Raw genomic sequence first — 14,351 nt, 5'->3', positions numbered from 1 at the left:
TTGGCCGGCACGGAACGAGAGGTCAATGGTTATGAAACGCCGTGAATTCCTGGGCGGACTGATGTCGGGCGTCGTGGTCGCCGCATCGGCTGCCGCTTTGCATCCAAACAAAAGCTGGGCTGAGGCCAGCAAGGCAACATTAAAAGCGGGCACCCGCAATCTTGCGATCACGAAGCGCGTGATCGAGGTGAACGGCAAAGCTGGCGACGTGTTCGGGCTCCTCCAACCGGATGGCACTGTCGGGCTGATGCTCGACGCGGAGGATGCGTTCGACGTTGCCCTTTCAAATCAAGGCGGGGAAGCAACGCTCATCCACTGGCACGGCCTTGCGCCGCCATGGAATATGGACGGGGTTCCGGACAATCCCGCAGCACTTTTGAAAGCGAACGAAACCCGGCGCTACACGTTTCCGGTCGGCTCCGGCGGCACGCACTGGATGCATGCGCATACGCTCCAAGAGCAGAACCTGCTTGCTGCGCCCCTGATCGTGCGGACCGCCGACGACAGGCAGCGCGACGAGCAGGAAGTGGTCGTCCTGCTGCACGACTTCTCCTTCACGCCGGCCGAGGAACTGCTCGCCAAACTCAAGGGATCGGCGGGCGGCCACGGGATGAACCACGGCGCGATGATGCAGGGCATGGCATCCAAAATGCAGGGCCACATGTCCGGAGCGACAATGCCGGGCATGGCCGCCATGGATCTGAACGACATCGAGTATGATGCCTACCTCGCCAACGACCGCACGCTCGACGATCCGGAAGTGGTCACCGTCGAGAGCGGAGGTCGCATTCGCCTGCGCATCATCAATGGCGCGACGGCCACCTCTTTCACGATCGACACCGGCACGCTCACGGGACAGTTGATCGCCGTCGACGGGCAGCCAATCCAACCGATTTCCGGAAGCCGCTTCCCGATCTCAATGGGTCAGCGGCTCGATATCCTGCTTGAGCTTCCGAAGTCGGCCGAAGCCCATCCAATCCTTGCACTGCGCGAGGGCACAGATCATCGCACCGGCATCATCCTGGCGCCGTCCGGCGCAAAGATCGCCAAGATCGCATCGCGCGGGACGGAACCCGGCCCGGTCGTGGGGCTCGACCTGGAACAGCGGCTGGCAGCCGTCACACCGCTTCCCGCCCGTCCCGCCGACCGCCGGTTCGAGCTCACTCTGACGGGCAACATGAGCGGCTACGACTGGCGGATCGAGGGCGGCGACGGCCTTGATGTCCGCGAAGGCGAAAGGGTCGAGATCGCCATGCGCAACATGTCGATGATGTCCCATCCGATGCATTTGCACGGACACCACTTCCAGGTGGTCGACATCGGCGGGAAAGCATTCGGTGGCGCTGTGCGGGACACTGTTCTCGTGCCGCCGATGGGGAGCGTGAGTGTCGTGTTCGACGCAAGCAATCCGGGCGACTGGCCGCTCCACTGCCATCACCTCTATCACATGGCATCGGGAATGATGTCCTTCGTCGTCTACGCATAAACAGGAGACGTCCGGCCCCCTTACTGGGTGGCTGGACGCTAGCTCTGTTGGAGGCGGGTACCGTTACGGAGAAATCCCATGGACGAGCATAAGCATCACCACGATCACGAAGGTCACGACCATCACCACCACGCCAATCAGAACCCGAAGCGCCCCGAGGCCTTAGGCAAGCAGGGCTCACAGCAGGATGGGGTGATCTACACCTGCCCCATGCATCCCCAGATACGACAGCTCGGCCCCGGCAACTGCCCGATCTGCGGCATGACACTCGAGCCCGCGGTCGTGACGGCCGACACTGGACCGAGCGCGGAGCTAGTCGACATGCGGCGGCGGTTCTGGATCGGGCTGGTCCTGACGTTGCCCGTGCTGGCGCTCGAGATGGGCGGCCATCTCACCAACCTGCACATGCTGCTCGGTCCGCAGATGTCGAACTGGATCCAGCTCGTCCTGGCGACCCCGGTCGTCCTTTGGGCTGGCGCGCCGTTCTTCGAACGGGCCTGGCAGTCCATCGTCAACAGGCACCTCAACATGTTCACGCTGATCGCCATGGGCACGGGGGCAGCCTGGGTCTACAGCGTCGTCGCAACCGCAGCCCCCGGCCTGTTTCCGGAAACATTCCGATCCGGCGAAGGGGCGGTGGCGATCTACTTCGAGGCGGCCGCCGTGATCACCGTGCTGGTGCTGCTCGGGCAGGTTCTCGAGCTGCAGGCGCGCGAGCAGACGGGCGGCGCGATCAGGGCGCTTCTCGATCTTGCGCCAAAGACCGCCCGGCGCATACGCTCTGATGGCACCGACGAGGATGTCGATCTGGAGGCCGTCGCCGTCGGCGACAAGCTGCGCGTCCGTCCGGGCGAGAAAGTTCCGGTCGACGGCACCCTTGTGGAGGGCCGCAGTTCGGTCGATGAATCCATGATCACCGGCGAGTCGATGCCCGTCACCAAGGAACCCGGCGCGAAACTCATCGGCGGCACCATGAACAAGACGGGCGGCTTCGTCATGGAGGCTGGCAAGGTCGGCCGAGACACTATGCTGTCGCGGATCGTGCAGATGGTGGCGGAGGCCCAGCGCTCCCGCGCCCCGATCCAGCGGCTCGCCGACGAGGTTTCCGGCTGGTTCGTTCCCGCGGTCATCGCGATCGCCGTCATCGCCTTTGCGGTCTGGATGTGGCTGGGACCGGAGCCGCGCTTCGCCCACGGACTGGTCGCAGCGGTCGCGGTACTCATCATCGCCTGCCCCTGTGCTCTAGGTCTAGCCACGCCGATGTCGATCATGGTCGGGGTCGGCCGCGGCGCCCATCTCGGCGTGCTGATCAAGAACGCCGAGGCCCTCGAGCGCTTCGAAAAGGTCGACACGCTGGTGGTCGACAAGACGGGAACGCTCACCGAGGGCAAGCCGAAGGTGACCTCGATCGCAACGACCGGGGGCGTGAGTGAAGACGAGCTGCTTCGGATGGCGGCGACCCTGGAACGCGCAAGCGAACATCCGCTCGCGGCGGCCATCGTCGAATCCGCCACAGAACGCGGCCTGACGCTCGGCAATGCGGAGGACTTCGACAGCCCCGTCGGCAAGGGTGTCACGGGCTCCGTCGAGGGGCGCAAGCTGATCATCGGCAGTCATCGGATCATGGACGAGTCCGGCGTCGACGTGTCGGCCCTGATCAGGGAGGCCGAGGCTCTGCGCGGCGAAGGCGCGACCGTCATCTTCGTGGCCGTCGACGGTCGCGTCAGCGGCCTGTTCGCCATTTCCGACCCTATCAAGGCGACGACCCCCGCGGCTGTACAGACATTGCTGAACGAGGGCGTCCGCGTTGTCATGCTGACCGGGGACAACAAGACCACGGCTGAAGCTGTCGCCCGCAAGCTCGGAATCACGGAAGTCGAAGCGGAAGTCCTGCCGGAACACAAGAGCGAGATCGTCGCGCGCCTCCGCAAGGAAGGCCGCATCGTCGCCATGGCCGGAGACGGCGTGAACGACGCGCCTGCGCTCGCCGCCGCCGATGTCGGCATCGCCATGGGCACTGGAACCGACGTGGCGATCGAGAGCGCGGGCGTGACCCTGCTCAAGGGCGACCTCCAGGGGATCGCGCGGGCGCGGCAGTTGAGCCATGCGACGATGAAGAACATCCGGCAGAACCTGTTCTTCGCCTTCATCTACAACGCCGCCGGAGTGCCCGTGGCCGCGGGCGTGCTCTACCCGACCTTCGGCCTCCTGCTGTCCCCGATCATCGCCGCGGCCGCGATGGCCCTGTCGTCGGTCAGCGTGATCGGGAATTCTCTAAGATTGAGGAGTGTCCGGATATGACCTGGGATCGCAGATGGACCTTGTTTGCAATGTCGCTCGCGGTGATCGCCGCGTTCTTCTTCCTTCGCGAGCACTGGCAGCACGCCCTGGGCTTCACGCCCTACCTGATACTGCTTGCCTGCCCTTTGATGCACTTCTTTCATGGCGGCCACGGTGGCCATGGCGGACATCGCCATGACCGTGAAGACCGCCCGACGAAACCGGGCGACATCACATGACACGCCCGCTCGGCGGAAGCGGTCGCGAAGGCCGCCTCCACCGAACGAGGTCATCGAGCTGCCGAGGGATCACTTGGCGTGCTCGTTGACCCATTTGGTCATCTCTTCGATTTCCTTCTTCTGGGCGTCGATGATGTTCTTGGCCATGGTCTTGGCCTGCTCGTCATCGCCGAATTTCAGCTCGACCTCTGACATGCTGATCGCACCCATGTGATGGCCGATCATGCCGCAGACGAACGCGACATCCGGGTCCTTGGCCATCATTCCCTGCATCATGGCCGGGTGCATCTTCTGCATCGACTCCATCATCGCTTTTTGATGGTCGGCCATTTCGCCCATATGCATGTCGCTTGGCATCTTCATGTCGCCACTCATCAAGGCTTCCGACTTGCAACCGTCGGGCATCGCCATCTGAGCCGATGCCGTTGCTGTCGTTACGAGAAGGATGGCCGCCCCGGCGACCAAAAGCTTGAGAATGCTGTTCATTGTACTCTCCATGTTTGGAAGGACGTTCGTTTCAAATCGGGAGAGTGCTGGTCTTGGGCGGAGGATAAAGCACCCGGACGAGCAGGAAAGCCTTCGCCTGCACCGCATGCGCGCTACGAAGATGCGGGGAGTGCATCGTCGGCGTACGCGCGCAAGTCACGAGAACGGCACAGCACTGAGACTTTGTGCAGCAGACTGGCGGCGAGGCTATGCCGGAAGCGTGATGGTCGGGCTCAATGACGAAGGGGCAATGGGGATCGACATACACGGTGGCGCCCAGTGTGCCGTGCAGACTGAGAAATCCAAGGCAGAGTGCACCGATCAGTATTAGCTGGAGAATTCGGAACGGAGGCATGGGCGAGTTCCCTTTGAGCCTACAATCCGGCTGCCGATCAAAAGTTCCGCGCCGGAACGGGCAGTTCGGCGACGGGTTGTCTCTGGCGCGCACCTACCCGAGGCCATTAAATCTGTCGGGTTTCGACCCTAGTTTCGTGGAATGACCCGTTCTCTGATCGTTCTAGTGAGCGCTGGAGCCTGCTTCTCTTGGCGCTCAACCGACACGCGATCATCTCCTGAGAAGACCGGTCAGAATGTTCGCTATTCCGAATGGGTTAGAAATCGTCTTTCATACACGCCGCGTTCTCACGGCGTTCGGTGAATATTAGACATTAAACTTTCAGTAGAAAGTCAGGGTTTTCGTCGGGGTACAGCGCAGTTGAGTGCACGAGCCGTTGGAGAGCTTTGCCGCGAACGCTTGATCGATCAATGAAACGTGCGAGCGCCCCTCGGAAAGGGCTCCTACGACACCGGAACGATGCATACAGCCCGCCAGAGATCGTCCTTCCAGTCGGCGCCCCCAATCGACGTTGGAATGGGATAGCTGATACCTCTCACCGCGACCGCTTCGGGAGCATGGCAGCGAACCGACGCCTTGTGCCTGCTTGGATCGCTGTAGGACCCGTACCCGTCGGTGCTCACGGTCGAAAGCGAAATGTAGACGTCGTAGTCATACTCGATGCTTGCCGCCGTCTGGTTCCCGACGAGGCTCAGGCTGACGATGGTGTGGTCGGGGAAGCTCGCTGTGTGAAAAGGCTCGGTAGCGGCGGCAGCCGTTGCCAACGCAAGGCCGCTTACAAGGGCTGAAACAAAAGTAGGCATTCACCCCTCCCGTGGTTTCTGGGATGCATGGACTATACCACGAGGACCGGATTCAGGAGGAGTGAATGCGAGGGGCGCAGCGCGCTTCGTGTTCACCTGCGCCCGGTGTGCCCGCGCGCGAGTCCAAGAGCGACGGCGTTCAGCAGATGCCAGATGAAGTGCGTGCCTACGCTCCAGGATCCGCAGAGTGGCGCATCGAGGATCCGGAAGACCAACGCAGCGGAGAAGATCGTGCCTGCCGCCACCAGCAGCCGCGGCATCGAACCCCGACCTGTAAGCGGTACCGCGACCGCCACGCCGAAAGTGGCGATCAATCCCGGAGCATAAGTCGCCGAACCTCCGAGCAAAGGCTTCGCGACAGTCTCGAGCACGGGCGAAAGCACCAGCAGCGTCGCAGTCAGAAGTCCGGCGACGGTGGCACTAAGGCGCAGAAGCCGCGTCAACGCCACGAAGAAGAACGAGTATATGACCACCGCTATGGGCACGATGTCCGCGAGCGACCATCGGTTGGCCAGCGTGTGGAACAGGAACGAGCCGATGCCGACCGATGCCGTCAGTAGTGCAAGGACAAGGAGCTGCTTGTCCGTTCGTCCCGCTCGGCGCTGGCTTACGAATATGGCGGCCGCGGCCATGAGGAAGCCAAGGTTGGTGAGCGCGTTGAACGGCTCCGCGCGCCGATACTCTGACGTTGCTTTACGAGCCGCTTCACCAGCTCCGCCGCGAAGGACTCCCGCCGGGAGAGCACGAACAATCCCAGAGAATCCTTTGAATTCATTTGACTTTGCGCCGTTTGTCATTTCTCGGCCAAACCTTGATTCGCGATCGGAACTGGTCCACCTTCGCGTCCGTGCCTGACGGCAGTCCCGCCTGGACGGACACAACACTCACCGATGGTTTGACGAACGCGCTTCCCCCCTGCGGAGCGTGAACGGAGAGGCTTTGTCATGAGTACCGAACCGCAAATCCCACCGCATGCCCATCCCCTGTCGGAACAGGACCTGGCGACGCTCGGCGTCAGCGAGGGCCTGATGAGGAGGCTTTCGCTCCTCGGACCGTTTCCGCGCGTCTGCACGGCGGGCGACGTCCCGCACCACTATCATGTCGCCACAAGGAGCACGCCCGATGGAACTGCAGGCGAGAGTAAATAATCAGGCCTACTGGAACGAAGTCTTCGGACCGGCCAACGAACCAAAGAAGGAGATCAAGCCGGGGTCGCGCTACACGACCCTTCCCGGCTGGCATCCAACGGCAAAGTCCGTCCGGGGTGTCGTGCGGACGCGCGAGCCTCTGATGGCAGACGCCATGATCCACATCGACACCAATCATTCAACACGGCGGTCGCGGAATTTCCCGTTGCGGTGGGATATCGCACGCCATCGGGGAGATGGAGCGAACATGTTCCAGATCTCGCCGTGAGACGTCGCGACGGCTCGGTGGTCGTTGTCGACGTGATGCCCGTCAATGTCCAACGCCACTTCGGATGGGTCGGCCAGCGAACGCAGGCAATGCAGAATCATTTCGCAGGACTTGGAGCGCACTACACCCTGCTCGACGAGCGGACGCTGCACATCAAGCCGTTGATCGGAAACCTGCGGACGATGTGGATGCACAAAAGGCTGGCATGCCAGCCTTCCTGGGTCACGGAGATCGCGCAGGAGATTCGGCGGCTCGCACTACCGACGACCATCGGCGCAGCCATGAGAGCGATCAAACGAAACGCGGTTTTCGGCCGGTCGGCCGACGACGAGGAGTGGAAGGTCGTCGGCGAGATCAATCCCGTCTTCACCGCAATCATGCAGCTCGCGATGGCTGGCCGGATCGGCATCGACCTCCGCGTTCCTTTTTCCCAGTCCACTGAAGTCACCGCCCCGAGGCGAGCCTTCACGGTCGTCCCCACAACAGAACTTCTTTCGCCCCTGCGGCCTAATCACACGGAGTCCATGTCCTACAACGACGGCGACGGGCGCTACCTGCAGCCCATCAAGACTTTCCATGACCTCGAGATCCCGGTGGATCCCGGCTACGGGTTTCACATGCAGGGCATCAAGATGCGTCCGGGTGAGACCTACATGCTTCTCAACCCGGAGAAGACCCGGTTTGGCACCTTCCGGTTCGTCTCCTGGATCCAGCCCGTGGCGGCATTCCCCGCGGTGGCGAAGCTTCAGCAGATCGTCACGAACGATGGGATCACGTTGTCGAACTGGCAGATCGGCGAGCTGAACCGCCTAGGTCGCATTCGGCCACTTTCCGGAAACCCTTCGGACCGAAGGAATCTTCCCGGAGCAGCCGCAACCGTAACCGAGTCGAGCCGCGACGCTGCCCAACGCAGGATGGCCTACGTCGACGCCTGCTACCGCATGATGATCGATCTCAAGGTCTCGCACTTGGCCGCTCGGACAATCAACTCACCTTCGTGCAAAATCGGTTCGGGACAAACAAGCGACCTTCTTTCGCTTCCGAAATTTTGACGAACGCCGGCGTGAACATATCTCAAATGGCCGCATTGATCTCGTCGTATGAGGACGAAGCTCTTAAATCGGAGATCGCAGGCATAATCGCGCAGCGAAAACTCGAGCTTGCAGATTGAAAAAAGAAGGGTGCCAGCGGCAGAATCCGGTGGTCTTGCTTGAGCTCGGCAATCCTTTCACCAATCACATCCCCAAACCCAGCCCCTTCTTCAGACCTCGGGTAAGTTCGTAAGTTCGGCTCAGCTCCGCCCGGTGTGCCCGATCGACCACTCGGGCGACGTCATTGATACGCTCTAGCTTTGCCGCGTCTGCCAACCCAAGCCGATCGAGTTCGTTCTTGAACGAGCGTGGGTCTGAACTCCCAAAGCGCTGCTCGAGCGCATAGGCGATCTTCGTTGCTTCCTTGAGCGCCTCTCGCCCTTCGGGATTTTGAGCGAGCTTTTCCACGAACTGCGCTTTCTGGGCTTGGGGCAGCCGATCGAGCTGCTTCAGGATGCCCTCGCTGCGCGGAGTGAGTCCTGGAACTTCGACGACGTCCCGCTTTTCGCGTTGCCAGGTCTCGATGTCGCGCTCCGCCCCAAGCCGCCGCGCCCAGGTCTCAGCGGCGGCGCCAACGTGATTCCCAAATGCACGTCCGAGTTGACGGGCGGTCTTGCGCTCCTTGTTCTCAGCGAAAATCCCTGCCCGCCCCCGCAACTCACCGAACTGCTCCGGACGCTCCGCGACAGACTTCGCAAGCGCATTTCCATCCATGCCCTTCTCAACAATGGCCGAAGCGATCTTGGTAGCGACACCATCCGGATCGACATAAACCTGTCGCCCGAGCGATCGTACCGACTCCATTTCGCGGTCAAAGTTGGGCTTGGCTCTTTCGCGGGCAATCTCGTCGACGCTGCGGGGGTAGGAACTGATTGCCGGTACAAGCGGTTCGACTTCCTGGCGCTCACTGCCAAGCCTTTCTGGCGGCGCGGCAACGACTGAGTTCGGCGGCTCTCTGTCGCCCGCCGTCTTCGACGAACTTGCTGGCGGCGTGAGACCCTGAACAGGCGAGATCTGGATCTCGCTGCCAATCCCAAGCTGCTCTGCCAATCCGCGGCGTTCCGCAAACGCGCCTGTGTAATCGAGCGTCGTTTCCTTCGCACCCGAGCGCCCCATTCTGTGGCTCAGTGTCCTCATATCCTTCAGCTCGTCGCGGCCCACATAAAGCTGAACCTCATCACGATGTCGCGTCATCGCAACATAGGAAAGATGCCGATCCATAGTCCTCGATGTCATGACAAAGGCACGATCGACCGTCGACCCCTGCGACTTGTGAATGGTAGTGGCGTAGCCGTGATCAAAGCTTTGGTAACTAGCGACCGGTATGGAGACCGAGCGGTCGCTCTTGCTGCCGCCTGCTCCGCCATCGAGACGTAATTGTAGTGCGTCCGGCTCGACCGCGATCACGGTACCGAGCATACCGTTCTTCACGCCGAGATCGCGGTTGTTCTCGAGAAGCACGATGCGATCGCCACGGGCGAATGAGCGATCGCCGTCATTCGTCCGGTAGACGACCTCCTGCCCAAGGATGCCATGCTCCTCGACGCCTTTCGCCAGAAGGCCGCGCTCCTGAAGGCCGGCGCGGACGTCGGCATTGATCGCTCTGACATCGACGCGGCGATGGGCAAGCGCGATGCGTGAGCCGGAGGGCCGTGCATCATTGTCCGCCAGGTAGTCACGCACCAGCGCCGCTCTCGCCTCATCGCGAGTTTCGCGAAACTTGACCGCGTCGTGCTCAGCATAAAGCGCAAGCCCTTCTCCGGCCCGATGCGTGGCAAAGGCGATCGATGCTTCGCGCTGCCAGGCAGTACCTTGCCTGCGAATTTCCGAGAGTTCGACTGCACCGACCTGCTCGACAATCGCGCGGAATGGCGAGCCGGCGCCGATCGCCTGCAGCTGCTCGTGATCGCCAACAAGGACAAGCTTCGCGCCTGACATCTCTGCCTGCTTGACGAAGCGTGCAAGCTGCCGGCTTCCAATCATGCCGGCTTCATCAATCACGAGCACATCATTGCTTGAAAGCAGGCCCCTGCCGTTCTGCCACCCGTACTCCCAGGAGGCCAGCGTGCGTGCCGTAATCCCAGAAGATTCCTCCAGCCCTTCGGCCGCCTTGCCGGCAAGCGCTGCGCCATGCACCCGATAACCTTGAGCGGCCCAGGCGTCGCGCGCGGCGGCCAGCATCGTTGACTTGCCGGCGCCGGCAAACCCCATGACGGCGGCAATCTGCTTGGAACCCGTGATGTGATATACGGCCAGACGCTGTTCATTGCTGAGCCCGACATGCGCCATCGTGCCTATGCGATCTGCCGCTCTATTCTCCTCGCGTTGCTCCGGCTTTATCGATGTCGAATAAGACGCCTTCGCGCGAACGGAGGTGTCTTGAACATTTAAGGCACGCTCGACATGCCGGCGTTGAACCGGGTGTCTTGCCGATTGGCTCATACGCTCCGCAGCGGCCGCCATTGCGTGCTCGATTTCGACCATCTCACGCGTCGAATAGCGTGCAAGCTCAGTTTCGGTTTCCGGCTTCAACTCGACGAGTACCGATGACGCCATGACCGCAGCAAAGGCATTGCGGAACCCTTGCGGGTCGTCGACGTAACGGTGAAGCGCTCGCGCCACATCGTGACGATCGAACACGCTCTTCTCGCCAGTGATGATCGCGAGCACCTGCTCGGGCTTTCTCCGGATCAACTCGGCGTTCGAGCGTGCCGACTTCTGGTCCAACCGCACGCGCGAAACGCCCAAGCCACGCCGGTCCATCTGCGAGGCATGCACACCCATATGCTCGGTCGGCTCGATCTCCAGACCACGTTCCAGATGTGAGCGATGATCGACCCGGACATCCAGGCCAAGCCGCGCCAGATGCCGGTTGGTGTGGTGTTCGAAGAGCTCTCTGATCTCACGCAGCTGCATTTGCGAAGTCGGCTGATCATTGTTGAGAAGCCACTTGTTCTCGCGCTCGATCAGCGTCTTCTCTCCAAGCCCTTTTTCAGCGACCACCCGAGTGGTCATCACCACATGCGCGTGGAAGTTACGGACGTCGCTTTCGCCCTGTGGCTGGTGCATGGAGAAGTCGACGGCCGCGCCATAGCGGTTCGCAAGTTCCCGCGCAAAGTCGCGCGTCAGCGCCAGGCGATCACTCGCATTCATCTCATGCGGAAGCGCCACCTCGAATTCGCGGGCGACCCGCGCATCCTTTCGGTTCTCGGCTTTCTCAACTGCATTCCAGAGCGCCGAACGATCTATCGCCCACGCCGCATCGACGCTGTCAGGTAGAACGATCTCGGAATGCTCGACGCCTTTCTTCTTCGTGAAGTCATGCACGATGCCGTCCCGCTCGTTCAGCATCTTCGTCGCGGTGCGATAGGCGATGGCGGCAACCGCACTGCGGCCGCCGCTTCGAGCGATCGGTTTCATGCTGCAATGGTAGATGGCCAAGCGACACTCTCCAAAGTAGCGCAACCATACCAAGCACTGAGTTTCATCGCAACTCGTAAGTGCGCCCTTAAAACTTCGTTCGCTTCGCTCCCTGCGTTCGGGATCATGCAAGATGCACCGTTCCCATGCCAATTCAGGGTTGTGCATTCCGCATCGTCGGATACCTTCAGCGCGCAACGCGCAATAGCAGACACCCTCACGCCGTCACAAGCATCAGGAGTACCGCATGGCACGCAAGTCGATCACCCAGCGCCTCGCCGAGCTGGAGGAGCGCAAAAGGACGCTCAAGGCTCGGCTCGGAAAACAGGAACGCGCCCAGGACACACGGCGCAAGATCCTGCTTGGCGCATTGGTGCTGCACCGGCTGGAGCATTCCAACGATCCGGATTTTACCCGTCGGCTGCGGGAGTGGTTGCGCCGGGAGTTGCCAGGTTTCCTGGTGCGCGATGGCGACAAAGCGCTGTTTGACGATGTGCTGGATCAGGCCGAAATGACCAGCGGCGGAAACCCGGAATGACGCCAACCGGCTTCATCAGATCGATCATCAAGGCGCCCGCCCTGGCTGTCGTCGGCGCTTTCCTCGGCATGGTGTTTGCGGCAATGTTGCTGCTCGCAAACTTCCTCATTCATCTGGCCTTCGGCTTCGAGCATGGACAGATCAGCCACCTCGTCGAAGGCTTCGCCAAGTATCTGCCGCTCGTGTTCGGTATCGGAGGTTTGTTCGCACCGTTTATGACGGATGCGCCCCTCACTTCCGTGTTCGGCTCTGCCCGTTGGGCGCAAAAAAGGGAACTGCAGAAGCTCTCCGCCGCAAGTCATGGCCTACTGATCGGCCGGGACCCGGCGACAAGCTGCCTCCTTCGCTACGACGGACCGTCGCATCTTTTGACGATGGCACCGACGAGAACCGGCAAAGGCATCGGGACCATTATCCCGAATCTGCTGACGGCAGATCGCTCGATCATTTGCATCGACCCGAAAGGCGAAAATGCCAAAGTCACGAGCACCGCGCGCGAGCGATTTGGGCCGGTTCATGTTCTCGATCCCTTCGAAGTCACCGGTCAGAAATCATCGGCATACAATCCGCTCGATGTAATCGAAGCGGACGGGCTCGATGTCGCCGAGGACGCAAGCACGCTTGCAGATGCACTCGTCTATGACGAACCCGGTACCGGTGGCGAAGCACATTGGAATGAAGAGGCGAAAGCGCTGATTGCCGGCCTGATCTTGAAGATCGTTGCTGCAGAGTCTCCTGGTCGTCGACACCTAGGAACATTGCGCGAGTATCTGACCTTGGCGCCGGAGCGCTTCCTGGCGCTGATGGCGCGCATGCAGGAGATGAACGAGGCGAACAGGCTGATCGCGCGCACTGCCAATCGTCACCTCGGCAAATCCGATCGTGAGGCCGCCGGCGTGCTTTCGGCCGCGCAGCGCCATACCCATTTCCTCGATAGCCCGCGCATGATCGGTGTTCTCAGCCGCTCGGATTTTCGCTTCAAAGACCTGAAGCAGCAGAATACCACCGTGTTCCTAGTTCTGCCGCCTGACCGGCTATCGACCTATGCGCGATGGCTTCGGCTCTTGATCAGCCAGAGCCTCACCGACATGGCGCGTGACGCCACGTCCCCGACCAATCCGGTCCTCTATCTGCTCGACGAATTTGCCGCCCTCGGTCATCTGGCGCCGATAGAACGCGCGATGGGCTTGATGGCGGGCTACGGCGTGCAGCTCTGGCCGATCTTGCAGGACATTCACCAGCTACGCGCCACCTATGGTCGCCGTGCTGGCACCTTCCTGTCGAACGCGGCCGTGCTCCAGGTCTTCGGTGTCAATGACGTTGAGACCGCGGAATTGATTGCGCGAACGATCGGTAAGACCGATGTCAACTATACCACCCGCTCCTTCAGCAATAGCGGCACATCCCGCGCCGAACATATCTCGGCGCGCGACCTCATCAATGCCGACGAGATCATGCGGCTTAAGAGCTCTAAGATGATCCTGCTGCGCCAGGGCCAAGCGCCGGCCATCGTCTCCAAGATCCGCTACTTCGAAGACAAGGAGTTTGCCGGGTTGTTCTCGCAAACGAAGTAGAATGCGCGCTGGGCTTGCGTTTCTGAGCGTCGGCGATAGATGCACTGAGACGTGCGTGATGGCGCTGGCTCTCGAAGACCTATACGGACCAGCGGCATCTGATGGACCGGGCGGTAATGGGTCAGAAATCAGCAGCAACGAAATCTCTTCGCAAGAACGCGACGGACGTCCTGGCGCGGGAACGCGAGGTCGCCAAGACCGCGGCGATCAATGCCCTTCTCATCCGGCCGATCGCAATCCTTCCAACTGAGGTTGGCGACCCAATCCGCCCCTTTGCACTCGGCCTCTGGAACGAGATCCGCCCTCTGCTCAAACCGGACATCAGCGTCACCGCTTTGCGTAAAGTCATGGCAACCTATGTGCATTCGCGCGCCTATCAGATTGCCGTCGCGCGCCCTGGCTCCCTTCGCCATGACATCAATGGCGCCCCGGTCGGCCCAGTGTCGGACGCCGACAGGCTGGATGCACAGGAGAAGTACGAAGGGTTCAAGGAACGCGATGGATCGCGAAGTCGAAAATCGCCACCGCCGGTCCCCTCCCCGACATCAAAGGCGGCGGTGATCCGCGCTGGCCGTCTCAAGCGGAAGGACACGGAGCGCTAGACAAAGGGCGCCCTCTCCTCCGCAACAAGCGTGGCCCAGCGACGTCGCGCCATTGCTGCCC

Annotated in this window: 13 protein-coding genes; 9 read left to right on the top strand and 4 right to left on the bottom strand. The window is 61.4% G+C overall.

The genetic code is table 11. The annotated features are described in order from the left end of the window. The first annotated feature begins 31 nt into the window (after positions 1–31). The 3 genes from C1A35_RS32580 (at position 32) to C1A35_RS32570 (ending at position 4,005) form a co-directional block, all read left to right on the top strand. Positions 32–1,486: a multicopper oxidase family protein gene (locus tag C1A35_RS32580; RefSeq protein WP_104668425.1), complete on the top strand. Its 1,455-nt coding sequence runs from the start codon at positions 32–34 to the stop codon at positions 1,484–1,486. Positions 1,487–1,696: 210 nt separating this feature from the next. Next, a complete protein-coding gene (locus C1A35_RS32575) occupies positions 1,697–3,787 on the top strand; it encodes a heavy metal translocating P-type ATPase (RefSeq protein ID WP_199773090.1) in 2,091 nt (696 codons plus the stop codon). Further along, complete coding sequence (locus tag C1A35_RS32570; protein ID WP_104668378.1) at positions 3,784–4,005, top strand: DUF2933 domain-containing protein; 222 nt, start codon at positions 3,784–3,786, stop codon at positions 4,003–4,005. The genes C1A35_RS32575 and C1A35_RS32570 overlap by 4 nt, the downstream gene beginning before the upstream one ends. 69 nt (positions 4,006–4,074) lie before the next feature. On the opposite strand, the gene copM is transcribed toward C1A35_RS32570, so the two are convergent. From copM to C1A35_RS32550, 3 genes are all read right to left on the bottom strand, one after another. After that, complete coding sequence (gene copM / locus C1A35_RS32565; RefSeq protein WP_104668377.1) at positions 4,075–4,491, bottom strand: CopM family metallochaperone; 417 nt, start codon at positions 4,489–4,491, stop codon at positions 4,075–4,077. A 798-nt stretch (positions 4,492–5,289) separates the two neighbouring features. Continuing rightward, positions 5,290–5,649, bottom strand: coding sequence for a hypothetical protein (locus tag C1A35_RS32555; RefSeq protein ID WP_104668375.1), 360 nt, complete (start codon positions 5,647–5,649; stop codon positions 5,290–5,292). Between the two features lie 92 nt (positions 5,650–5,741). Further along, on the bottom strand, positions 5,742–6,446 hold the full coding sequence (locus tag C1A35_RS32550) for a ceramidase domain-containing protein (RefSeq protein WP_104668374.1): 705 nt from the start codon (positions 6,444–6,446) through the stop codon (positions 5,742–5,744). Between the two features lie 147 nt (positions 6,447–6,593). Between C1A35_RS32550 and C1A35_RS36155 the strand changes: the two genes are divergently transcribed. Genes C1A35_RS36155 through C1A35_RS32540 form a run of 3 tightly spaced genes read left to right on the top strand, consistent with a single transcriptional unit; the run spans position 6,594 to position 8,117 of the window. Next, positions 6,594–6,797, top strand: coding sequence for a hypothetical protein (locus tag C1A35_RS36155; protein ID WP_158665225.1), 204 nt, complete (start codon positions 6,594–6,596; stop codon positions 6,795–6,797). Further along, on the top strand, positions 6,772–7,065 hold the full coding sequence (locus tag C1A35_RS32545) for a hypothetical protein (protein WP_104668373.1): 294 nt from the start codon (positions 6,772–6,774) through the stop codon (positions 7,063–7,065). Before C1A35_RS36155 ends, C1A35_RS32545 begins: the two co-directional genes overlap by 26 nt. Positions 7,066–7,082: 17 nt before the next feature. After that, positions 7,083–8,117 carry a hypothetical protein gene (locus C1A35_RS32540; RefSeq protein ID WP_158665224.1) on the top strand — a complete coding sequence of 345 codons (1,035 nt, stop codon included), beginning with the start codon at positions 7,083–7,085 and terminating at the stop codon, positions 8,115–8,117. A gap of 183 nt (positions 8,118–8,300) precedes the next feature. Here the strand turns inward: C1A35_RS32540 and traA are convergent, their stop codons facing one another. Continuing rightward, on the bottom strand, positions 8,301–11,597 hold the full coding sequence (gene traA, locus C1A35_RS32535) for a Ti-type conjugative transfer relaxase TraA (RefSeq protein ID WP_104668371.1): 3,297 nt from the start codon (positions 11,595–11,597) through the stop codon (positions 8,301–8,303). A 226-nt stretch (positions 11,598–11,823) separates the two neighbouring features. On the opposite strand from traA, the gene C1A35_RS32530 reads away from it, so the two are divergent. The 3 genes from C1A35_RS32530 to C1A35_RS32520 all read left to right on the top strand — a co-directional run bounded on the left by C1A35_RS32530 (position 11,824) and on the right by C1A35_RS32520 (position 14,290). Continuing rightward, complete coding sequence (locus C1A35_RS32530; RefSeq protein ID WP_104668370.1) at positions 11,824–12,114, top strand: mobilization protein; 291 nt, start codon at positions 11,824–11,826, stop codon at positions 12,112–12,114. Then, positions 12,111–13,688 (top strand): type IV secretory system conjugative DNA transfer family protein, encoded by a 1,578-nt coding sequence (locus tag C1A35_RS32525; protein WP_104668369.1) that lies wholly within the window; start codon positions 12,111–12,113, stop codon positions 13,686–13,688. Before C1A35_RS32530 ends, C1A35_RS32525 begins: the two co-directional genes overlap by 4 nt. A gap of 101 nt (positions 13,689–13,789) precedes the next feature. Continuing rightward, positions 13,790–14,290, top strand: coding sequence for a ProQ/FINO family protein (locus C1A35_RS32520; protein WP_234823097.1), 501 nt, complete (start codon positions 13,790–13,792; stop codon positions 14,288–14,290). Positions 14,291–14,351 lie beyond the last annotated feature (61 nt).

The organism is Ensifer adhaerens (assembly GCF_002940685.1).
GTDB classification, from domain to species: Bacteria; Pseudomonadota; Alphaproteobacteria; order Rhizobiales; family Rhizobiaceae; genus Ensifer; species Ensifer adhaerens_E.
Note: the sequence above shows the minus strand (reverse complement) of the source record. Positions and strands in the feature narration are given on the sequence as shown.